Raw genomic sequence first — 21,101 nt, 5'->3', positions numbered from 1 at the left:
CCCGCGCCCAGGGTCCCGCCGCTCAGCCCTCCGCCGGCCTGCGGGCGTCCAGCTCCTTCACGTGCCGCTTGAGGGCCACCGTCCGGTAGCTCTCCTCCACCCACTCGCACAGCACGTGCACCGGGGGCGTGCCCTTCTCCGCGAGCGGCACCGACACCCACCCGGACCTGCCCAGACCGTAACCGGTGGGCTCCGCACCCGGTGCGGCCATGGCGTGCCCGTGCAGCACGTCGTCCTTCAGCTTGACCGACAGCCCGGGCGTCTGCGGCCCGTCGGTGTTCCCCGGGAACACGAAGATCTTCCTGTTCACCTTGACCACGCAGTCCTCGGGGCTCCACGGGAACTCCTCGACCGCCTCCGGCAGGCCGAGGGCGAACTCCCGCACCGCCTCCCACGTGCGCACTCCGGACCTCATCAGCGCCTCCCGTCCGATCGTCCCCTCCCACGCCAACGGAGCCCCGGGCGCAGGGCGGGCAGGGAAACGGGCGAAGTCCCGTGGCGGTGGGAGCCACGGGACTTCGCGTTCGGGGGAGCGGTTCAGCGCGTGCCGACCGCCGCGCGGACCGCCCTGCGCGCCATGCCCGCGTCGTCGTGCAGACGACGGAGCAGCAGCCGCTGCTCCTCGCCGGAGGACAGCGCACCCGAGGGCAGCGGCTGGGCCGGGGCGGCAGCCAGCATCGAGCGCTGCACCGCCGTCTCGGACATCCGGATCTCCCGGGTCAGCACCAGCATCAGATTGACCAGGAAGGCGTCCCGGGCGGCCGGCCCGGCCGCCTGGGCGAGCCGGCTGATCTGCGCCCGGGCGGCCGGGGCGTCGCCGAGGACCGTCCACAGGGTGGCGAGGTCGTAGCCCGGCAGGTACCAGCCCGCGTGCTCCCAGTCGAGCAGCACCGGTCCGGCGGGGGAGAGCAGCAGGTTCGACAGCAGCGCGTCACCGTGGTTGAACTGCAGTGCCGTGCCCGACAGCTTGACCCCGTGCAGGAGCTTCTGGAGGTCGCCGAGGTCGCGGTCGGTGAGCAGCCCCAGCTCGTAGTCCCGTGCGATGCGGCGGGCGTAGTTCATCGGCGTACCGAACAGCTCGGCCGGAGGCTGCCACTGGTTGACCCGGCAGACCGCTCCGAGGGCCGCCCGCAGGTCCACCCGCGGGGGCGGCTCCACCGGGTGCCGCTGGAGGGCGGCGACCCGTCCCGCCATCCGTTCGACGACGAGGGTGCAGTTCTCGGGGTCCGCCGCGATCAGCCGCGGTACCCGGACCGGAGGGCGGTGCCGGACGAACGCCCGGTACGCCGCTATTTCGTGGCGGTAGCGCTCACGCCATTCCGGCGAGTGGTCCAGTAAAACCTTCGCGACGGCGGTCAGGCGCCCGGTGGTGCCCACCAGGAGCACCGAGCGGCCGCTGCGCCGAAGCACCTGCACGGGTGCGAACTCCGGACAGATCCGCTGCACCGAGGCCAGCGCGGTGCGCAACTGCGCTCCCTGCGGACCCGAGAGGTCGAGTCTTCCGCTGACGGGCTGCGATCCGGCTCCCGGCATGCGCCGGGGCCGCACGACGCCCTGCGCCACGCCGGCCGGGCGGCCGGGTTCGAGGTAGGGGCCGCCGCCGGCCGGGAGCGTGCGGTGCGGCCGGACCGGGGCGGACACGGAGGACGTTGCTGCGTACATGATGTATACGGATCCCTTCGTGCGCCGACGAGTTGCGTACGCCACCCCGCCGATCCCCTGCTTCACCCTGGGGAGTTCCGCCGGTGACCGGGGCGGGGAGGCGCATTCCTACCTGACACCAGGCGCGAGGTGGCGAACCATCGGGCGTGCCCTGGCGAAGCCTGGCGAATAGTCGCTGGGCATCTGACGGGGGGCTACTGTCAACTCAGCCGAGAACCTGGGGGCTTGACGTGAGCAAAGGTCCAAACACCCGCCTGAACGACCTGTTCGGCCTGGCCGGCTGGTCGAAGGGCGAACTGGCGAGGATGGTGAACCGGCAGGCGGCGGCCATGGGCCACCCGCAGCTGGCCACCGACACCTCGCGGGTGCGGCGCTGGATCGACATGGGGGAGAGCCCCCGCGAACCGGTGCCCACGGTACTGGCAGCACTGTTCACCGAGCGGCTCGGTCGTGTCGTGACCATCGAGGACCTCGGGTTCGTACGGCAGCGGCGCACCACCGGACGGCAGCCTGACGGGGCTCGCGAGAACCCCGACGGCATGCCCTGGGCGCCCGAACGCACAGCCGCGGTCCTCACCGAATTCACGGGAATGGACCTCATGCTCAACCGTCGCGGTCTGATGGGCGCGGGCGCGGTGCTCACCGCCGGCTCAGCCCTCACCAACGCCATGTACGACTGGCTCCACACCGACCCCGCCGTGGCGAAGGCGGCACCCCTGCGCGTCGGGGACACCCTCCAGGCCGACCAGGCGGGCTTCGACCGCTACGAGGCGGCCCCCATCGGCTCCCAGGAGATCGAGGCCCTGGAGCGCTCCGTGGAGGTGTTCCGCGCCTGGGACGCCTCCCGCGGCGGCGGCCTCCAGCGCAAGGCCGTCGTGGGCCAGTTGAACGAGGTGGGCGGCATGCTGGCCTACCACCACCCGGACCACCTCCAGCGACGGCTCTGGGGGGTGGCGGCCAACCTGGCGGTGCTCGCCGGCTGGATGTCGCACGACGTCGGTCTCGAACCGACCGCGCAGAAGTACTTCGTCATCGCGGCGCACGCGGCCCGCGAAGGCGGCGACCGGCCGCGCGCCGGGGAGGCCCTGTCCCGCGCCGCCCGCCAGATGGTCCACCTCGGCAAGCCGAACGAGGCCCTGGACCTGATGAAGCTCGCCAAGTCCGGCTCGGGCGAGCAGACCCTGCCGCGCACCCGGGCCATGCTGCACACCATCGAGGCCTGGGCGCAGGCCGCCATGGGCAAGGGGCAGGCCATGCGCCGCACCCTGGGCGAGGCCGAGGAGCTCTTCGTCTCCGACAAGGGGGACGTGCCGCCGCCCAGCTGGATGCAGCACTTCGACGAGGCGGACCTGCACGGCATGCAGGCCCTCGCCTACCGGACCCTCGCCGACCACGACGCCGCCGCGGCGCCGGTCGCGGCCCGGCACGCCAAGGAGGCCCTGCGGCTGCGGGGTGAGGGCTACCAGCGCTCCCAGATCTTCGACTACATCTCGATGGCCTCGGCCTGCTTCATCGCCGACGAGCCGGAACAGGCGGACCGTTATGCCCGGCTGGCCCTCGTCTCGATGAACGAGACCTCCTCGCACCGGACCTGGGACCGGCTGCGCGAGATGTACCGGCTGACGGCCCAGTACGCGGGGTACGCGCGCATCGAGGACCTGCGCCAGGAGATCAAGCTGGCCCTCCCCGACAGCCCGGCTCCGGGCCGTGCCGCGGGGGTGTAGCCCCTCGGCGGCCCTCGCGCGCGTCCGGCGGCCCGCCCGCCCGGGGGCGTCGTCCCCACCGGGCCGGATACGGGTACGGACACGGGACGGGACGCGGAGACGGGAAAGGCCGCGCCGTCCGGCGCGGCCCAGAAGCCCCGTACGACCGGCCTGGTACCGGCCGGTGTGCCGCTCCTACCCGCCGACGCGGGCCACGAGCACGCAGGCGTCGTCCTCCCGCTCGCCGTCCGCGAACTCCTCGACGACGAGCCGGACGCAGTCCTGCGCCGACCGGGCCGCCGAGAGTCGGGGCGCCATCGCCAGCAGCCGTTCGGTGCCGTCCGTCCGGCTGAACTCGATGCTGCGCGGCGTCAGTCCGTCGGTGTGCAGGACCAACAGGTCGCCTGCTTGCAGTTGTTCCTCGGCCTGTCCGTACGAGGCACCCGTGGTCGCCCCCAGGAGCACGCCCTCCGGGGGCGTCAGGGAGCGTCCCGTGCCGCGTCGGAACAGCAGGGGGGCCGGGTGTCCCGCCTGGGCCCAGGACAGCGTGCGGCGGGCGGGGTCGTAGCGGCAGCAGACGGCCGAGCCGAGGGCGGGCTGGACCGAGGCTTCCAGCAGCTGGTTGAGCCAGCCCATCAGGGGGCCCGGCTCGATGCCGGCCATGGCCATGCCGCGCAGGGCGCCCAGCATCATCGCCATGCCGGAGGTGGCGGTCACCCCGTGCCCGGTCAGGTCGCCGACCGTCAGCATCGAGCTTCCGTCGGGGAGTTCGAGTGCGTCGTACCAGTCGCCGCCGATCAGGGCGCTCGTGGCGGAAGGGAGGTAGTGCGCGGCGACGTCCAGCGAGCCGGCGTCGCTGTGCGGGAACCGCAGGGAGCCGCGCCACGGGGGGAGCACGGCTTCCTGCAGCTCGACCGCCAGCCGGTGCTCGGTCTGCGCGATCTCCAGCCGGCGCTGCAGCGAGTCACGGGACTCGCGCACCGCACGCTGGCTCCTGCGCAGTTCACTCACGTCGCGGAGCACCGCCCACATGGAGGCGGCGCAGCCGTCGGAGTCGAGCACCGGCTCGCCCCTCATGTGCAGCGTCCTGACCCGGCCGTCGGCCCGGACGATGCGGAACTCGCCGTCGATCGGCCTGCCGTCCACCAGGCAGGCGGTGACCCACGCGGTGAGCAGCGGCTGGTCCTCGGAGAAGAGGGTGGAGCCCAGTTCGTCCAGGGGGAGCGCCCCGGACTCGGGGGACCGGCCGAAGATCTGGAAGAGCTCGTCGGACCAGATGACCTCGTCGGTCAGCAGGTTCCACTCGGCGCTGCCGACCCGGGTCTGTGCCTCGGGCACGGTCTCGGGGGCGGGCTGCGGGAAGTCGACGGGCTCGGGCGCGGGCGGCAGGCCCTCCTTGAGCTGGCCGAGGTGCTCGCGGAGGTCGTCGAGATGATGGACGGCCAGGTCGCACAGGGCGCGCTGCCAGCGGCCCTGCGCGTCGTCGTCGTCCACGACGGTGTCGCGGCGGACGGCGTCCACGTCACCCCGCAGTCGCCGGGTCTGCGAGATCAGCGCGTCCACGGATCCCGGCTCGGGCGGTTGCGCGGGACGGTCCGCGAACAGGTGGGACGGCATGAGAACTCCGATACAGGCGCGGCACGGCCAAGTCTGAAGGAAGGACCGGTAACGACTGTTGCACAGGCAGCGACAGTGTGTAAGGCGTTTGGCAACATCCGCTACGTTCTTGCTTTCGGCATATGCCTAGGGCCTTGCGAGGGCTTTCGGGGCGTGCGAACGAATCCGGTCATGGCCCTTTCCGGTGCGGGCCGCACACCAGCCGGTCCCGGATCCGGGACGGCGGAACGGGCGGCCGGAATCGTGCCATCCGCCCCCGGCCGGTCGATCGTACGGACGAACAACGGCAAGCGCCCCGGCGGACGAGATCACCCGGGCGGTGGTTCACCGCGCCGGTCGCAATACCCCCGAACGAGTGACCCCTTCGCGGGGCGGGACGGCGGGAACGGGGCTTCCCACCACGCCACGCCGTCGCTACTCTACGTGCCGGTAACGACGGGGGAGGTCCGCACAGGCGGATCCGCACAGCGTGGGGAAGACGACCGATGACCGGGCTGCGCGCCACGAACCCCGCCGGGCCCAGCCGGCGTTCCTTCCTCACCCACCTCGTCGCGGCGCCGACCCTCGCCCTGGTCACCCGTGTTGGCGCCGACGCCCTGGCCCCGCAGTCCGCCCACGCCGTGGTGCCCAGCCTCCCCGCGATCGCCGACGTCATCGACCTCGGCGACCTGTTCATCCTCGCCGGCGCCCCGACCTCCGCCCTGCTGGCACTCTCCGTGGAGGCCGACGGCACCGTCCGCTTCCGGCTGCCGCGCGAGGAGGTCGGCCAGGGCCTGACCACCGCCGTGGCCCTGCTGGTCGCGGAGGAACTCGACGCCCCGCCCGCCGACGTCCGGGTGGAACTGGACGACGCCCGCCCCGAGCTGCTCTTCAACCAGCTCACCGGATCGTCCAACTCCATCCGCTCCCTGTACGGGCCGGTCCGCCAGTGCGCCGCGACCGCCCGGGCCCGCCTCGTCGCCGCGGCCGCCCGCCGCTGGCAGCTGCCCCCGCACTCCCTCACCACCGCCGACGGCGCCGTCCGCGCGCCCGACGGCCGCACCGCCCGCTACGGGGAGCTCGCCGCGGCCGCCGCCGACCCCGCACTCGTCGTCCCGGCCGCCACCCCCAAGAAGGCGGCGCAGCACACCCTCGTGGGCAGGCCGGCGAACCGGATCGACGCCCGCGCCATGGTCACCGGCGCCCAGCAGTACACCCTCGACCTCGACGTGCCCGGTGCGAAGCCGTGCGTGCTGCGTCGGCCCCCCACCTTCGGCGGCACCGTCGTCTCCGTCGCCAACCTCGCCGCGGTCCGGGCCATGCCCGGTGTCCTCGACGTGGTGACCGTGCCCACCGGCGTGGCCGTCGTCGCGGAGACCTTCGGCCAGGCCATCGACGCCAAGTCGGCGCTCCGGGTCACCTGGGGGCCGGGCCCCGCGGACCGGCTGTCCGACCCCGAGATCCGCGCCGGACTGCGGGCGGCCACGGCGCCCCTGGTGGTGCCGCCGCTGCTGACGCCCTACGTGGACGCCGAGTTCGACTTCGCCTTCGTCAGCCACGCACCGATGGAGACCAACTGCGCCGTCGCGGACGTGCGTGCGGACCGGGCCGAGATCTGGTCCGGCCTCAAGTCCCCCATCGTGGCCCGCCAGACCATCGCGGCGGAGCTCGGCCTGCCCGTGGACCGGGTCACCGTGCACGTGGTCCAGGCCGGCGGCTCCTTCGGCCGCAGGCTCTTCTTCGACGCGGCCCTGGAGGCCGCCCGCGTCTCGAAGGTCTGCCGCCGGCCGGTCAAGGTGATGTGGACGCGCGTGGACGACACCCGGCACGGCCGGATGCGCCCCGCGACCCACCACAAGATCCGGGCCACGCACCTGCTGGGCGAGGTGCTCAGCTTCGAGCACCGGGTCGCCGCCGCCGAGACCGACTTCCGGCACGGCCTCGGCGAGATCATCACCGCCACCGCCGCCCACCTCCCGCTCGGCATCGGCAACGCCACCCTCGCCCAGACCCTCTTCCACACCACCGTGAAGTCCCCCTACCACTTCGGCCTCACCACCCAGGTCCTCACCGAAGTGCCGACCGGCATCCCCACCGGCTCCTGGCGCTCGGTGTACTCAGCCAACACCCGCGGCGCCGAGGAGATCGTGGTCGACGAACTCGCCGCGCGCACCGGCCGCGACCCGTACCGCTTCCGGCGGACCTTCCTCAAGACCGACGCCCAGCGCGCCGTGCTGGACAAGGCGGCGACCGAGGGCCGCTGGGGCCGGACCATGCCGCCCGGCTGCGCGCAGGGCATCGCTTTCCACGAGGAGTACAAGTCCCGTACCGCCTGCCTCGTGGAGGTCGACACCCGGGACCCGCAGCACGTCCGCGTCACCAAGGCGGTGATCGCCGTGGACGTGGGCCTGCCGGTCAACCCGCGGGGGCTGGAGGCCCAGATGATCGGCGGCCTCACCGACGCCCTCTCCACGACCCTGCGGGCCGGGCTGCACATCGACAAGGGGCTGCCACTGGAGGGGAGTTACAGCCAGTTCCACTGGGCGCAGCAGCGCGACACCCCCCGCGACGTACGCGTCTTCGTCCTGCCCGCCACCGGTGAGGAGCCCGGCGGCGCCGGGGAGCTGGGCGTGCCCGCCGCCGTCGGCGCCATCGCCAACGCCTGGGCCCGCGCGACCGGTGCGAAGCCGCGCAGCTTCCCCCTCGACTTCGACGTCGACTTCACCCCCTACCCCCGCTAGCCCCGGAGCCAGGAGTACGCCGTGCCCTCGCACACCTTCACCGTCAACGGGCGGAGCGTCACCGTCGACGCCCCCGACGATCTCCCCCTGCTCTGGGTGCTGCGCGACATGCTGGGCGTCCGCGGCCCCAAGTACGGCTGCGGGGTGGACGTCTGCAAGGCCTGCACCAGCCACCTCGACGGCGAGGACGTCCGCCCGTGCGTCGTTCCGGTCTCGGCGTGCGCGGGACGGACGGTCACCACGATCGAGGGCCTGGCGGACGGTGACGTACTGCACCCCGTGCAGGAGGCCTGGCTCGAACAGGACGTCGCCCAGTGCGGGTTCTGCCAGCCCGGACAGATCATGGCCGCCGTGGCCCTGCTCCGGCGCACGAGCTCCCCCACCGACGAGGACATCGACGCCATCGCCAACATCTGCCGCTGCGGCACCTACTTCCGCATCCGGGAGGCCATCCGCAGCGCCGCCGCGCGGATGTGAGCGGCGGCGGGTCCCGGTCTTTCCCCCGTGGAGACCGGGACCCTGCCGCACACGGCCCACGCTATGCGGCCGCGGACCCGCGCGCAGGTTTCGCCCTGCCCCGTGACCGGCCGGCAGGGGGTACCGCACCGCACAGTGTCCGTCCCCGGGGTGGTTGAATGCGGCGGTGTCCCGGTCCGACGACGTCCTCAAGCTCCACCGACTCGCCCACACGGGCGGATCGGCCGCCCTCGTGGAATGGCTCACCGCCCGACTCGGCGGATGGGCCGGGGTCGTCGGCCCCGGGGCGGAACCGGGCCCGGCGCTGCCCGAGGCCGCCGCCCGGGGCACCGCCGAGATGTCCGCCCGCGGCGTGCGGTCCGCGGTGTTGTACGGGGCCGACGCGGCCACCCTGCTGTTCGCCCTGGACGCGGGCCGCGCGCTGGCCGCCGTACTGCCCCTGCCGCATCACCCGGACGCCCCCACCCTGCTGGCCGACGCCGCCGTACCGCTGGAACTCGTCCTGCGGGCCGAGGAGGGCGAGCGGCGGGAGGAGCGGGCCGCGCTCGCCGAGGCGCGGGCCCGTGAGGCCGTCCTGCACCTGCTGATGAACGGGCGGCTCTCCACCGCCCACCAGATCGCCGAGGCCCTGCGGCCGTCGCTGCCCGACCCCATGCGCATGTACGTCGCCGAGTGCCGGGCCGGGGAGCGCGCCGAAGTCACCCGGCTCTGCGCGGAACTGACGGGCGGCCGGGCCTGGATCGTGCGCTGCCCGGTCTACGTCCGGCACCTGATCGTGCTGGTCCCGGCCGGCCCCGGCGCCTGCGCCGAGGACGACGCCCTGGCCGCGGCCCTGACCGCGGTGGCCCCGGACTGCGCGGTCGGGGTCAGCGGGGAACTGGGACTGGGCCGGGCCCAGGCCGCCTACACCCAGGCCTTCCACGCCCTGGCGGTCGCCCGCGGCCGCAGCGAACGCCACGCCCGCTTCGGCCCCGGACCGGAGCTGGAGCTCGCTGCCCACGAGGCGGGTGCGGGATGGGCCGCGGCCCTGCTCGCGCCGCTCCACACGTACGAGCCGCGGCGGCCCCAGGACCCCGGCGCGCAGGAACTGCGCGCGACCCTGCACGCCTGGCTGAACTTCACCTCGCACGCGACCCGGCTGCTGAAGATCCACCGCAACACCCTCGCCGCCCGGCTCCGGCTGGTGGAGACCCTGCTGGACGTGGACCTCGGCCGGCTGGCCGACCAGGCCGCCCTGTCGCTCGCCCTGCGGCTGACCGGCGGCGCGCCGCGGGGGAGCGGGGCGGCCGCCCCGGCGGCCGCACCCGGTCTCGACGAGGTGCTCGGCGATCCCCGGCTGACCGCCTGGGCCGCCTCCCACCTGGGCCGGCTGACCGCACCCGGCGCCCCGGCGGGGGCCCGCGCCACCGTGCGCGCCTGGCTGGACCACGAGGCTCGGCTCGTCCCGGCCGCCGCCGCGATGGGGGTCTCGGTGCCGGCCGCCCGCAAGCGGCTGGCCCGGATCGAGGCCCTGCTGGAGCGCTCACTCCTCCAGTCCCCGAGCGCCCGCCACGACCTGTGGCTGGCGCACCGGGCGGAGGAGCTCGCCCCGTGACACCCGCCCCAGAAGGGCTGATGTCGGGGCGAAATGCACGATCATGCCCGAATGAGGCGCATCAATGCGAAACGCGTGCTGGTCGGTGAACCCCTCGACAGCGCGCGGCTGGGCGAGACACTGCTGCCCAAACGTCTCGCCCTGCCGATCTTCTGCAGCGACCCGCTCTCCTCGGTGGCCTACGCCACCGAGGAGATCCTGCTGATCCTCGCCCTCGGCGGCGTCGCGCTGCTCCACCTCACCTGGTACGCGGCCGCCGCCATCGTGTTCCTGCTCGTCGTCGTCATCGCCTCGTACCGGCAGACCTGCCACGCCTATCCCGGCGGAGGCGGCGCCTACGTCGTCAGCGCCGAGAACCTGGGCCCGACCGCCGCCCTCACCGCGGCCAGTGCCCTCCTCGTCGACTACGTGATGACCGTGGCCGTCTCCGTCGTCTCGGGGGTCTCGGCCATCACCTCCGCCGTTCCCTCCCTCAGCGACCACGAAGTGGTCATGTCCGTCGCCTTCGTGGTCCTGCTGACCGTCATGAACCTGCGCGGCGTCCGGGAGTCGGGCCGGATCTTCGCCATCCCCACCTACGGCTTCGTGCTCGTCATCTACCTGATGTTCGCCGTGGCCGCCGTACGCCTGGGGACCGGTCAGACCATCCGCGCCGAGTCCGCCGACCTGCCGATCATCGCCACCGAGACGTACACCGGCCTCGCCGTGGTCTTCCTCGCCATGCGCGCCTTCGCCTCCGGCTGCACCGCGCTCACCGGCGTCGAGGCCATCAGCAACGGCGTCCCCGCCTTCCGCAAGCCCAAGGCGAGGAACGCGGCGACCACGCTCGCCGCCATGGGCTTCCTCTCGGTGACCATGTTCGCCGGCATCACCGCCCTCGCCATGACCTACCAGGTGCACGTCGCCGCGGACCCCACCGAACTGGGCCTGCCCCCGGGCACGCCCACCTCCACCGCCCTCGCCCAGATCGGCCGCGCCACCTTCGGCAGCTGGCACTTCCTCTTCTACCTGCTGCAGGCCGTCACCGCCGGGGTCCTGATCCTCGCCGCGAACACCGCCTTCAACGGCTTCCCGATGCTCGCGTCCATCCTCGCCAAGGACCGCTACGCGCCCCGCCAGCTCTACAACCGCGGCGACCGGCTCGTCTACTCCAACGGGGTCGTGCTCCTCGCGCTCGTCGCGATCGCCCTCATCGTGGCCTTCGACGCCGAACTGACCCGGCTCATCCAGCTCTACATCATCGGCGTCTTCGTCTCCTTCACCCTCTCCCAGTCCGGCATGGTCCGGCACTGGCGCAAGGAGCTCGCCTCCCCCTCCACACCGCGCGAGGAACGGGTCCACATCCACCGCAGGCTCGCCATCAACGCCGTCGGCGCCACCATGACCGCCGTCGTCCTGGTCATCGTCCTCGTCACCAAGTTCACGCACGGCGCCTGGCTGGTCGTCATCGCCATGCCCGTCCTGTTCTTCGGCATGAAGGGGGTCCGCCGCCACTACGAACAGGTCGCACGGCAGGTCGACGTTGCCCCCGACGCCCGGCCGCGCAGACCGGCCCGCCACCACGTCGTCGTCCTCGTCGCCGCCGTGCACGCCCCCACCCTCAAGGCCATCGGCTACGCCCAGGGGCTGCGCCCCGACAGCCTGACGGCCGTGACGGTCGCGGCGGACGAGGCGGAGGCCGCCCGGCTGCGCGCGGCATGGGAGGCGCACGACCCGGGCCTGCCGCTGACGATCCTCCACTCCCCGTACCGCGAGGTCGTCGGTCCGGTCCTGGCGTACGTGCAGGAACAGGCCGCCGCCGGCGCCGCCGACATGCTGTCCGTCGTCATCCCCGAGTACGTCGTGGGCCACTGGTGGGAGCAGCCCCTGCACAACCAGAACGCGCTGCGGCTCAAGGCCCGCCTGCTCTTCACCCCCGGAGTGGCCGTCATCGACGTCCCGTACCTGCTGGAATCGGCCCGCCCCGCCCGGGCCGGGCGGCCGGAGGACTGACCCCGCCCCGGACCGCGGGCGTCCGCTACCGTGGGCGGAGCACTGCACCCGCAGTGCTCTCGTCCCCCCGCACCGGACCGTGCCGGGCCGCACCCAGAACCAGGACCCCCATGCGCCAGAACCCCCAGCGCCGCGCCGCCCTCCTCGACGCGGCCATCGAAGTCCTGGCGCGCGAGGGCTCCCGGGGCCTGACCCTGCGCGCGGTGGACAAGGAGGCCGCGGTCCCCACCGGCACCACCACGAACTACTTCGCCGACCGCTCCCAGCTCCTCGTCGAGATCCTGCACCGCACCAGGGAACGCCTGGTCCCCGACCCCGCCGACCTGGCCCCTCCGCTCGACACCGCCGTCCTCCTCGGCCGGCTCCTGGAGCGGATGCGGCGCGAGCGCAGCGTCCACATCGCGATGCTGGAGCTGCGGCTGGAGGCCACCCGCCGCCCGGAGCTGCGCACCGAGCTCGCCGGCTTCCAGGGCGCCGAGCTCGAGGCGAACATCGCCTGGCACCTCGACCAGGGCCTGCCCGGGGACCGGCAGGGCGTGGTGCTGCTCTACCTGGCGATGCTCGGCCTGATCGTGGACGACCTGACCGTGCCGGAGCTGCTGGAACCGCATGCGGTGGAGGGCCTCATCGAGACGATGGTCGGGCGACTCCTCCCGCGGGACGCCACGGACTGACTATCGTGCCCGTGGGGGAGTACCGGTGTCCCGGAGGACCGTGGGGAGTGCGGGTATGTCGAACACGACCGAGGAACGGGTCCGCGGGATCCAGTGGCTGGCCGACTGGGGCGAATGGCTCGTCGGCCTGACCTTCGCCCGGGGCATAGGCCCCGAGGAGCTCGCCGTCCGGCTCGGCGCGCTGCCGGGCCCGCTTCCCGGACCGCTGGGTTCCCGCGACGCCTGGAGCATGGTCACCGAGACCGCCGAGGGCGACGGCGTGGCCAGGGTCGGCACCTGGGGAGCCTGGTCCTTCGCCGTCGAGCACGGGATGCCGGCCGGCGCGGAACGGCTCGCCGAGGTCTCCCGCGGAGGCGCCGAGGCCGTCCACCTCGACCCCCAGCCGGACCACCCGCCCAAACTGTTCGCGTACGCCCAGGACGGGGAGCTGGTCTGCTGCTTCGGCCTCGGCGAGGAGTGCTGGCGCGGCGGCCACCGGCCGGACCACCTCCTGCCCGAGCTGGTCGCGGCGGGGATCCTGACCCCGGACGGCGCGAGCGCCCGGCCCGGCGAGGAACCGGACGAGGACGGCGAGCGCCGCACCCTCGCCGTGCTGGAACGCCGCTTCGGCCTGGCCCTGCCCCGCCACCTGATCGAGGACGCCATGCTGCCCGCGTACGTGACCTGCACCGCATAGCGGGGGCGGGATCCGGTGATCTTATGCTCAGGTTTACGCGAGTCCGCTTGGCTTTGCGCCCCGCAAGCCACTTTGATGGCTCTGCCAGGCCTCGTACCGGAGCACAGGGGGACCAGCCATGGCCACCGAGCACAGTCAGAAGGACAGCACGCCCACCCTGATCGGTTCCGTGCAGCGCGCCCTGCGCCTCCTGGAGGCGATGTCCGCCGAGAACGGGGCGACCGCCAAGAGGCTCGCCAGACTCACGGGGATCCCCCTGCCCACCGTCTACCACCTGCTGCGCACCCTCAGCCACGAGGGATACGTGCAGCGCGAAGGCGGTGCGTTCCGTCTCGCGGACGATCTTCCGTTGGCCTCGTGATCAGATTGCGACGCGTTCCGGCCAAGCTCTGACGCCCTTCCTGGCACGTTCCAGCGGAAAATGCCAGAACGCCTTTTCACCCTGCGGAACTTGAGTAAGTTCCCTCCTGTCGCGCCGCACTACCGTGCACACCGCACGTCCGGCCGGGAGGGGAGCCCGCGTGCCCGGGATCGACGAATGCCTGCTCGAAGCCATGGCCCTGCCTGGTGCGCGCGGGGCCGCGCTGGTCGACTGGAGCAGCGGGCTCGCCCTCGGCACCGTGGGGGAGTCGCCCGTGGGCGACCACGAGACCACCGCGGCCGAGACGGCCGAGCTGGCCCGGGCGGCCGCCGAGTACGAGTCCTTCGCCCCGGCTGACACGGGCCCCGCCGCCGACGGCCCGCCCGTGGAGGACCTGATCGTCACCACCCGCAACGGATACCACGTCCTGCGCTTCGTCGAGACCAGCTTCGACAGCAGCGTCTTCCTGCACCTCTGGCTCGACCGGGCCGACGGGAACCTCGCCCTCGCCCGGCACAGACTGCGCGCCCTGGCCGAGGGGCTGGTGCTCAGATGACCGCCTCGGCCACCGCCCCGAACGCCTTCGCCGCCGTGTCCCCCCTGCTCACCCGGCTCGCCGCCGAACGCGCCACCGGAGCCCTGCTCCGCGACCGGGGCACCCTCTTCCTGGAGGACGGCCGGATCGTGCACGCCGAGAGCCCGGCCACCCCCGGCCTCGACGTCCTGCTCACCACCGGCGGCGGCCTCACCCCCGAACGCTGGCGGGAAGCGGTCGACCGGGCCGGCGCCCGCCGTCAGGTGGCCCGCTTCCTCGTGGACAGCGGCGGACTCGCCGGTGGGGAGCTGGAGATATGCCACCTCGCGGCGATATTCGACGCCGCGTTCTTCGCCCTCTCCCCGGGCACGGGCCCCTCCCGCTTCCGCCGCGGAGCCACCCACTGGATCGGCTCCGTCCGCTCCGTTCCGGCCGCGGCCGTCGAGCGCGAGACCCGGCGGCGCAGGGAACTCCTCGACGCGGTCTGGCCCTACCCCCAGCTCGACACCTCGCCCGTGGTGCCCCGGGCGGCCGCACCCGGCCAGACGGTCACCGCCCGGCAGCGGCTCCTGCTCGGCCAGGCCGACGGCCTGCGCACCCCGGCGGACCTGGCCTGGGTCCTGGGCCGGCCGGCCTTCCACACGCTGCTCGACGTACGGCGCCTCGCGGCGGCCGGACTCGTCGAGACCCCGCACAGCCCGCCCCCGCCGCCGGCTGTTCCCCCCCTGCCCGACTGGATGACCGAGGCCCAATCCCCGGACGTGGCCCTGCTCCGCCGGTTACGCGACGCACTGGAGGCAAGCCTGTGAGGCTCCCGCTGCGACCGGCCCTGCGTGCCGACCGCTCCGAGAGGAGGCAGCCCGAAAGGAGTAAGGCCGACATGAGTACGGTGCCCCCCGAGGCGGAGGCCGAGATACTCGCCGAGCTCCGCCGGCTGCGTGCCCGCGTTCCCCAGCTCACCGGCGCGCTCGCCGCCAGCACCGACGGCTTCGTCCTCGCCCAGGACAGCGCCGCGGCCGAGGTGGAGGCCGTCGCCGCGCTGACCGCCGCCGCCCTCGGCGTCGCCCAGCGGCTCAGCGACAGCACCGGCCAGGGTGCCTTCCGCGAGCTCCTGGTGCGCGGGGAGGACGGATACGTGGCCACCTACGCGGCGGGCCTGGCGGCCGTCCTCACCCTGACCGCGGAACCCCGCATCAACGTCGGGCGCCTCCACCTGGAGGCCCGCCGCTCCAGCCTGCGCATCGCCGAACTCATCGAGCACACCCTGGGCCGCCGCGGCGCCGCGCCCGGGTGAGCCGCGCCCGCACCGTTCGCCGCACCACGGCGCACGGAAGCGTCCGGCCGCACCGGGCCGGAACACGAACACAGTCGACCGAACGTCCATCACCCAGCCAACGAACACCCGAGAAAGAGGTAACTCCCATGGTCAACGTGGAGACCGCACTGAAGGAAGCCACCACCGTCATCGAGGGCGCCATCGGCGCGGCCCTCGTCGACTACGGCAGCGGCATGGCCCTCGGCACCATCGGGGGCGGGAAGGACCTGGACCTCGCCGTCGCCGCGGCCGGCAACACCGACGTGGTCCGCGCCAAGGTCCGCACGATGGAGATGCTCGGCCTCAACGACGAGATCGAGGACATCCTGATCACCCTCGGCACGCAGTACCACCTGATCCGGCTGATGAAGGGGCGCGGCTCGGCCGGCTTCTTCCTCTACCTGGCGCTCGACAAGAAGCGGGCCAACCTGGCCATGGCCAGGCACCAGCTCAAGAAGATCGAGACCGACCTCGAGATCTGACGGGGCACCCCCGCGGGGACCGCTCCGGGCGGGCCCCACCGTACCGTCGAGGTGGCGGGCGGCTGAATTCTTTGCCGTCCGCCCCGGCGATCAGTTCGATGTGCCCCATATCGGTGGAGTTTATAACTCTGTTACAGAGTAAGATGCTGTGAGCTGATCATCGAAAAAGCATAAAACGCTGGAGAAACCGCCACCCATGCCCCCGCGCCTGAGCATCGTCGTCCCCGTCTACAACGTCGAGCTCTACCTCGACGAGTGCCTGGAATCCATCGCCGCTCAGACGTTCGGCGACTTCGAGGCGATCCTCGTGGACGACGGCTCCACGGACACCAGCGCCGTCATAGCCAAGGCCTTCGCCGCGCGCGACAAGCGCTTCCGGGTCGTCATGCAGGAGAACGCCGGCCTCGGCGCCGCCCGCAACACCGGCGCCCGCCACATGCACCCGGACAGCGAGTACCTGGCCTTCGTCGACAGTGACGACACGATGCCGGACTACGCCTACCAGAGGCTGATCGAGACCCTCGACGAGACCGGATCGGACTTCGCCGGCGGCAACGTCAAGCGCTTCCGCTCGGTCGGCATGAACCAGTCGTGGGGCCACCGCGCCGCCTTCGCGCGGACCCAGCTGAAGACCCACATCTCCAAGTTCCCGGCGCTGGTCACCGACCGCACCGCGTGGAACAAGGTCTACCGGCGCACCTTCTGGGACGAGCACGGCTTCCAGTACCCGGAGGGCATCCTCTACGAGGACGCCCCGGTGAGCATCCCGGCCCACTACTTCGCCTCCAGCGTCGACATCCTCAGCGAGTGCGTCTACCACTGGCGCGTCCGCGAGACCGGCGAGCGCTCCATCACCCAGCGCTCCACCGACCCGGTCTCCCTCATCGACCGCGTCACCTCCGTGCGCCTGGTCCGCGAGTCCCTCAAGGCCAAGCAGGGCGCCAAGTACGTCCGCTACCTGCGCGACTACGACTACAACGTGCTGAGCGAGGAACTCCCGCTCATCTACAAGTACGTGGGTGAGGGCGGCGCCGACTTCCGTGCCGCCTTCGTCAAGGAGGTCGGCGGCCTCGTCCGCGAGATCGGCACCGCGCCCTGGTCCGACCTGACCGTGGCCGACCGCCTCAAGGCCTACCTGGCCGGCGAGGGCCGGGTCGAGGACTTCATCGCGCTCACGGACCACCAGCGCGACTACAGCTACAGCGTGCCGGTCAAGGGCCTCGCCCGCCCCCAGGCGGACTACCCCTTCCTCCAGGGCCGCCCGCCGGTCCCCGCCAAGATCCTCACCCTCGGCCCCCGCGAGCGCCGGGTCGTCAGCCGCCTGGAGCAGGCGGCCTGGGCCGACGGCAAGCTGCTCCTGCGCGGCTACGCCCTCCCCGGCCACCTCGGCGCCGAGAGCCGCCTCGGCTCCCGCAAGATGCTGATCTTCCGCGAGGGCGGCAAGCGCCGTCGCTCCGTCGTCAGCGCGCGCACGGTCGCCTCCCCGATGGCCACCGTGAACGCACCGCACCTCGCGCTGCGCCACGCCGACTGGGCCGGTTTCACCGCCGTCGTCGACCCCGCCATCTTCCAGTCCGGCGGCAAGTGGCACGACGGCACCTGGACCACCTCCATCGCCGTCACCGGTGCCGGCGGCCTGCACCGCGCCCGTCTGCGCGGCGGTGAGCACGACACAGGCCAGAACCCGCCGCCGTTCTGGGTCGCCCCCGACGTCCGGATCGTCCCGGCCGTCTCCGGCGCCCTGACCATCCAGGTCGAGGTCGCCCGCGCCCGCGCCCTGGACGTCCGTCCCGCCGGCGGCGACGCCGTCGAGATCAGCGGCGAGCTGTCGGCCGGGGTCGGCACCGCCACCCTGCGGGCCGTGCACGTCACCAGCGGCACCGTCCGCACCTTCCCGGTGGAGTCCGCGGCCGCGTCCACCGGCGGCAGCACCCCCTTCACCGCCCGGGTGCCGCTGGCCGACCTGGCCGCCGTACCGGACCGCGTGTCCGAGCCGGGCGAGTGGAACCCGGAGCCGTGGAGCCTGTCCGTGGTCGGCGCCGACGGCACCGAGCACCGGCTGGTCCACGACGAGCGCGGCGGCTTCACCGGCCTGGTCCTGCCGCTGCCCGGCGAGAGCTCCGGCCGCTCCCTGTTCGCCAAGCGCGGCAACACCGGCCACCTCGCGCTGTCCGTCCAGCCCTCCCCGCCGCTGATCGACGAGGTCAAGGCCGAGGACGGCACCGTCAGCCTGCGCGGCCGCTTCACCGCCCCGACCGACGAGCCCTACGAGCTGGTCGTGCACAACGCGCACGGCCACGAGTTCAGCTGGCCCGTCACCCGGGACGGCGACACCTTCGAGACCACCTTCCAGCCGATGCTCCCGGAGGCGTACGCCGGCCGCACCACGCTGCCCGAGGGCCGCTGGTGGCCCACGCTGCGCCCGGCCGCCCAGGGCGGAACCACCGCCGGCCTGCTCGGCGTGGACCGCGGCGCCCCGGTGCAGATGGCGCCCGGCCTGCTCTTCTCCGGCCCCCACGCGTTCAGCACGCAGGGCCGCCGGATGCGGATCGAGACCCGCTTTTACGACCGCATGGTGATCGTCGCCGACCCGCTGCTCAGCCCGCACGACCGCTCCCGCTACACCCAGCGCGTCGCCCGCTACGAGACCTACCCGGCACAGCGCGCCCTGCCGGTCAAGGACGTCGTCCTCTACAGCGCCTTCCACGGGCAGGGCTCCGGCGACTCGCCGCGCGCCGTCCACGAGGAGCTGCTGCGCCGCGGCGAGAAGCTGGAGCACGTCTGGCTGGTCCGCGACGGCCGCACCGAGGTCCCGGAGACCGCCCGCGCCGTGCAGTACGAGAGCGTGGAGTACTGGGAACTCCTGGCCCGTGCCCGCTACTTCGTGACCAACGACACGGTCCCGCGCCAGTTCCGGCGCCGCCCCGGCCAGGTCGTCCTGCAGACCTGGCACGGCACGCCGATCAAGCAGATCGGGCACGACTTCGTGCACGACTACTACACGAGCCCCGAGGTCCTCGAAGGACTCGCGCACGACAGCGCCCAGTGGACGCTGCTGGCCTCGCCCAGCAGCTTCGCCACGCCGCTCCTCAAGCGCGCCCTCGGCTACGACGGCGAGGTCATCGAGGCCGGCAGCCCGCGCACGGACGCGCTGGTACGGCCGGACGCGGAGCGGATCGCCGAGGTCAAGCGGCGGCTGGGCCTGCCCGAGGGCAAGAAGGTCGTCCTCTACATGCCCACGTGGCGAGAGAACAACGAGGGCTGGTCCGGCGGCTACAAGCTGGACCTGCGGATCGACCTGGACGCGGCCCGCCGTGAACTGGGCGAGGACCACGTCCTGCTGGTCCGCGGCCACCACCACGTCACGGAGCAGGTCCGCGACGGGGTCCGCGACGGCTTCGTGGTCGACGTGTCGCGCTGGCCGGACGCCACCGATCTCCTGCTCGTCGCCGACGTGCTGATCTCGGACTACTCCTCGGTGCTGTTCGACTTCGCGCTGACCGACCGGCCGATCCTGCTCTTCACCTACGACCTGGACCACTACCGCAGCACGCTGCGCGGGTTCAACTTCGACCTGGTGGAGAAGGCCCCCGGCCCGATGCTTGCGGACTCCGCGAGCCTGGTCGAGGCCGTGCGGAACGCCGAGGCGCTGGGCGCGGAGTACGCAGGTGCGCGCGCCGCGTTCCGCGAGGAGTTCTGCGACCTGGACGACGGCAACGCCGCCGCGCGCGTCGTCGACCGGATGCTCGCGCAGGGCGCCGGCCCCGCCAAGTAGCCCGAACGGGCGAAATTCCCCGCCGCCGCAGGACCGGCCCCGGACCCACCGATGACTTTCGGGTCCGGGGCCGGTCTGCAGGTGAGGAGCGGTAACCACCGCCCACGCACCGGCCCGGAGGCAGAGATGAGCGGCAACGGATTCACCACGTGTCTGTGGTTCGACGGCAACGCGGAGGAGGCGGCCGACTTCTACCTGTCGGTGTTCAAGGACGGCAGGCTGGGCCGGATCGGCCGGTACAACGAGGCGGGTCCCGGCCGGGCCGGTTCGGTGATGGTCGTCGAGTTCGAGATCAACGGCCAGAAGTTCGTCGGTCTCAACGGCGGCCCGCAGTTCACCTTCAGCGAGGCGATCTCCTTCCAGATCCACTGCGCCGACGAGGCCGAGGCGGACCACTACTGGGACGTGCTGACCGCGGACGGCGGCGAGGAGGGCCAGTGCGGCTGGGTCAAGGACCGGTTCGGGCTGTCCTGGCAGGTGATCCCGCCGGGCGCGATCGACCTGGTGGCCGACCCGGACCCCGCACGGGCCGCCCGCGCCACCGCCGTCATGATGGGGATGAAGAAGCTGGACGTCGCGGAGATGCGCCGCGCGGCCGACGCCGGGTGAGCGGACGCGGGCGCCGGCCCGCCGTGCTCAGCCGCCGGCCGCGATCCTGGCCAGCAGCTCCGGCACCGCGGTCCCGATCGGCTCGCGGACGATCTCGTCGGCGAGCGGGTCGTACGGGGTCTCCTCCGCGTTCACGATGATCAGCCGGGCCCCGGCCTCCGCGGCCATCCCGGCCAGCGACGCGGCGGGCTGCACCTGGAGGGTGGAGCCGACGGCGACGAACACCTGGCACCCCTTGGCCACGGCGACGGCCTGCGCCAGCACCTCGGGGTCCAGGCGCTGTCCGAACATCACGGTGGCCGGCTTCAGGATCCCGCCGCACGCGCGGCAGGCGGGATCCGGTTCCCCCTGCGCCAGCCGGGCCAGCGCCTCGTCCATGTCCGACCGGGCGTGGCAGGCCGTGCACACCACCGAGCGCGCGCTGCCGTGCAGTTCGAAGACCTTCCGTGCGGGCACACCGGCGAGCTGGTGCAGCCCGTCCACGTTCTGGGTGAGGACCCGTACCGGGGTGCCGGAGCGTTCCAGTCCGGCCACGGCGAGGTGTGCGGCGTTCGGCCGGGCGCCCAGCGCGCCGATCTCGGCCCGCATCAGCCAGGACCGCCGCCGGATCTCCGGATCGGCCATGTAGTACTCGTAGGTCACGAGCTTCTCGGCGTCGGGGTCCCGCCGCCACAGCCCCTGGGGGCCCCGGTAGTCGGGGATCCCGGAGTCCGTGGACATCCCGGCCCCACTGAACACTGCGACGAGCGGCTTTCCCATGGACCGGACCCTACGTACGACCGCCGCCCGCCCGCGACCCGATTAAGCGGGCCACGGTGCGCGTACGGGAAGGGTGGGTCCGCGGTGAATCGCCGCGCCCACAGGAGTGAGATCCGGGCCGCGCCCTCCCGGTGGACCGGCGGGGCGGGT

18 protein-coding genes are annotated in these 21,101 nt (G+C 73.0%); 14 read left to right on the top strand and 4 right to left on the bottom strand.

From position 1 onward, the window contains the following. Positions 1-22: 22 nt before the first annotated feature. Together ACPU2J_RS03790 and ACPU2J_RS03785 are read right to left on the bottom strand one after the other, a co-directional pair. Complete coding sequence (locus ACPU2J_RS03790) at positions 23-415, bottom strand: MmcQ/YjbR family DNA-binding protein (protein WP_423832744.1); 393 nt, start codon at positions 413-415, stop codon at positions 23-25. A 122-nt stretch (positions 416-537) separates the two neighbouring features. Further along, positions 538-1,662, bottom strand: coding sequence for an aminoglycoside phosphotransferase family protein (locus tag ACPU2J_RS03785; protein ID WP_399817957.1), 1,125 nt, complete (start codon positions 1,660-1,662; stop codon positions 538-540). 230 nt (positions 1,663-1,892) lie between these two features. Between ACPU2J_RS03785 and ACPU2J_RS03780 the strand changes: the two genes are divergently transcribed. Continuing rightward, positions 1,893-3,386 carry a hypothetical protein gene (locus tag ACPU2J_RS03780; RefSeq protein WP_365496242.1) on the top strand — a complete coding sequence of 498 codons (1,494 nt, stop codon included), beginning with the start codon at positions 1,893-1,895 and terminating at the stop codon, positions 3,384-3,386. A gap of 174 nt (positions 3,387-3,560) precedes the next feature. Here the strand turns inward: ACPU2J_RS03780 and ACPU2J_RS03775 are convergent, their stop codons facing one another. Next, entirely contained in the window at positions 3,561-4,982 is a 1,422-nt protein-coding gene (locus ACPU2J_RS03775; protein WP_423832743.1) for a PP2C family protein-serine/threonine phosphatase, read from the bottom strand. 485 nt (positions 4,983-5,467) lie between these two features. Here ACPU2J_RS03775 and ACPU2J_RS03770 point away from each other — a divergent pair, with 485 nt between their 5' ends. From ACPU2J_RS03770 to ACPU2J_RS03710, 13 genes are all read left to right on the top strand, one after another. After that, positions 5,468-7,702 (top strand): molybdopterin cofactor-binding domain-containing protein, encoded by a 2,235-nt coding sequence (locus ACPU2J_RS03770; protein WP_423832742.1) that lies wholly within the window; start codon positions 5,468-5,470, stop codon positions 7,700-7,702. A gap of 21 nt (positions 7,703-7,723) precedes the next feature. Then, positions 7,724-8,179, top strand: coding sequence for a (2Fe-2S)-binding protein (locus ACPU2J_RS03765; RefSeq protein WP_420081746.1), 456 nt, complete (start codon positions 7,724-7,726; stop codon positions 8,177-8,179). A 166-nt stretch (positions 8,180-8,345) separates the two neighbouring features. Then, positions 8,346-9,773 (top strand): helix-turn-helix domain-containing protein, encoded by a 1,428-nt coding sequence (locus tag ACPU2J_RS03760; RefSeq protein WP_420081747.1) that lies wholly within the window; start codon positions 8,346-8,348, stop codon positions 9,771-9,773. Between the two features lie 51 nt (positions 9,774-9,824). Continuing rightward, on the top strand, positions 9,825-11,765 hold the full coding sequence (locus tag ACPU2J_RS03755) for an APC family permease (RefSeq protein ID WP_423832741.1): 1,941 nt from the start codon (positions 9,825-9,827) through the stop codon (positions 11,763-11,765). A 110-nt stretch (positions 11,766-11,875) separates the two neighbouring features. Beyond that, positions 11,876-12,439, top strand: a complete 564-nt coding sequence (locus ACPU2J_RS03750; protein ID WP_361603482.1) for a TetR/AcrR family transcriptional regulator — start codon at positions 11,876-11,878, stop codon at positions 12,437-12,439. Positions 12,440-12,494: 55 nt separating this feature from the next. After that, complete coding sequence (locus ACPU2J_RS03745) at positions 12,495-13,115, top strand: DUF6461 domain-containing protein (protein WP_423832740.1); 621 nt, start codon at positions 12,495-12,497, stop codon at positions 13,113-13,115. Between the two features lie 118 nt (positions 13,116-13,233). Then, on the top strand, positions 13,234-13,476 hold the full coding sequence (locus ACPU2J_RS03740) for a helix-turn-helix domain-containing protein (protein WP_389069933.1): 243 nt from the start codon (positions 13,234-13,236) through the stop codon (positions 13,474-13,476). A 160-nt stretch (positions 13,477-13,636) separates the two neighbouring features. After that, on the top strand, positions 13,637-14,032 hold the full coding sequence (locus ACPU2J_RS03735; RefSeq protein WP_361603488.1) for a hypothetical protein: 396 nt from the start codon (positions 13,637-13,639) through the stop codon (positions 14,030-14,032). Next, positions 14,029-14,820 (top strand): transcriptional regulator, encoded by a 792-nt coding sequence (locus ACPU2J_RS03730; RefSeq protein ID WP_361603491.1) that lies wholly within the window; start codon positions 14,029-14,031, stop codon positions 14,818-14,820. Before ACPU2J_RS03735 ends, ACPU2J_RS03730 begins: the two co-directional genes overlap by 4 nt. A gap of 71 nt (positions 14,821-14,891) precedes the next feature. Then, complete coding sequence (locus ACPU2J_RS03725; protein ID WP_389069929.1) at positions 14,892-15,305, top strand: roadblock/LC7 domain-containing protein; 414 nt, start codon at positions 14,892-14,894, stop codon at positions 15,303-15,305. A 128-nt stretch (positions 15,306-15,433) separates the two neighbouring features. Then, on the top strand, positions 15,434-15,808 hold the full coding sequence (locus ACPU2J_RS03720) for a hypothetical protein (RefSeq protein WP_361603494.1): 375 nt from the start codon (positions 15,434-15,436) through the stop codon (positions 15,806-15,808). A gap of 196 nt (positions 15,809-16,004) precedes the next feature. Then, positions 16,005-19,583 (top strand): bifunctional glycosyltransferase/CDP-glycerol:glycerophosphate glycerophosphotransferase, encoded by a 3,579-nt coding sequence (locus tag ACPU2J_RS03715; protein ID WP_420081750.1) that lies wholly within the window; start codon positions 16,005-16,007, stop codon positions 19,581-19,583. A 126-nt stretch (positions 19,584-19,709) separates the two neighbouring features. Next, positions 19,710-20,192: a VOC family protein gene (locus ACPU2J_RS03710; RefSeq protein WP_365496226.1), complete on the top strand. Its 483-nt coding sequence runs from the start codon at positions 19,710-19,712 to the stop codon at positions 20,190-20,192. 27 nt (positions 20,193-20,219) lie between these two features. Here ACPU2J_RS03710 and ACPU2J_RS03705 read toward each other — a convergent pair whose 3' ends face one another. Further along, positions 20,220-20,951 (bottom strand): SIR2 family NAD-dependent protein deacylase, encoded by a 732-nt coding sequence (locus tag ACPU2J_RS03705; RefSeq protein ID WP_420081751.1) that lies wholly within the window; start codon positions 20,949-20,951, stop codon positions 20,220-20,222. Between the last annotated feature and the right edge of the window lie 150 nt (positions 20,952-21,101).

Source organism: Streptomyces manipurensis (assembly GCF_049570255.1).
Lineage (GTDB): Bacteria > Actinomycetota > Actinomycetes > Streptomycetales > Streptomycetaceae > Streptomyces > Streptomyces manipurensis.
Note: the sequence above shows the minus strand (reverse complement) of the source record. Positions and strands in the feature narration are given on the sequence as shown.

Excerpts from the sequence above, each read along its gene's own strand:
- ACPU2J_RS03745 (WP_423832740.1), top strand. The coding sequence starts at position 12,495 with ATGTCGAACACGACCGAGGAACGGGTCCGCGGGATCCAGTGGCTGGCC.
- ACPU2J_RS03750 (WP_361603482.1), top strand. The coding sequence starts at position 11,876 with ATGCGCCAGAACCCCCAGCGCCGCGCCGCCCTCCTCGACGCGGCCATC.
- ACPU2J_RS03770 (WP_423832742.1), top strand. The coding sequence starts at position 5,468 with ATGACCGGGCTGCGCGCCACGAACCCCGCCGGGCCCAGCCGGCGTTCC.
- ACPU2J_RS03775 (WP_423832743.1), bottom strand. The coding sequence starts at position 4,982 with ATGCCGTCCCACCTGTTCGCGGACCGTCCCGCGCAACCGCCCGAGCCG.
- ACPU2J_RS03740 (WP_389069933.1), top strand. The coding sequence starts at position 13,234 with ATGGCCACCGAGCACAGTCAGAAGGACAGCACGCCCACCCTGATCGGT.
- ACPU2J_RS03790 (WP_423832744.1), bottom strand. The coding sequence starts at position 415 with ATGAGGTCCGGAGTGCGCACGTGGGAGGCGGTGCGGGAGTTCGCCCTC.
- ACPU2J_RS03710 (WP_365496226.1), top strand. The coding sequence starts at position 19,710 with ATGAGCGGCAACGGATTCACCACGTGTCTGTGGTTCGACGGCAACGCG.
- ACPU2J_RS03730 (WP_361603491.1), top strand. The coding sequence starts at position 14,029 with ATGACCGCCTCGGCCACCGCCCCGAACGCCTTCGCCGCCGTGTCCCCC.
- ACPU2J_RS03785 (WP_399817957.1), bottom strand. The coding sequence starts at position 1,662 with ATGTACGCAGCAACGTCCTCCGTGTCCGCCCCGGTCCGGCCGCACCGC.
- ACPU2J_RS03715 (WP_420081750.1), top strand. The coding sequence starts at position 16,005 with ATGCCCCCGCGCCTGAGCATCGTCGTCCCCGTCTACAACGTCGAGCTC.
- ACPU2J_RS03725 (WP_389069929.1), top strand. The coding sequence starts at position 14,892 with ATGAGTACGGTGCCCCCCGAGGCGGAGGCCGAGATACTCGCCGAGCTC.
- ACPU2J_RS03720 (WP_361603494.1), top strand. The coding sequence starts at position 15,434 with ATGGTCAACGTGGAGACCGCACTGAAGGAAGCCACCACCGTCATCGAG.
- ACPU2J_RS03755 (WP_423832741.1), top strand. The coding sequence starts at position 9,825 with ATGAGGCGCATCAATGCGAAACGCGTGCTGGTCGGTGAACCCCTCGAC.
- ACPU2J_RS03705 (WP_420081751.1), bottom strand. The coding sequence starts at position 20,951 with ATGGGAAAGCCGCTCGTCGCAGTGTTCAGTGGGGCCGGGATGTCCACG.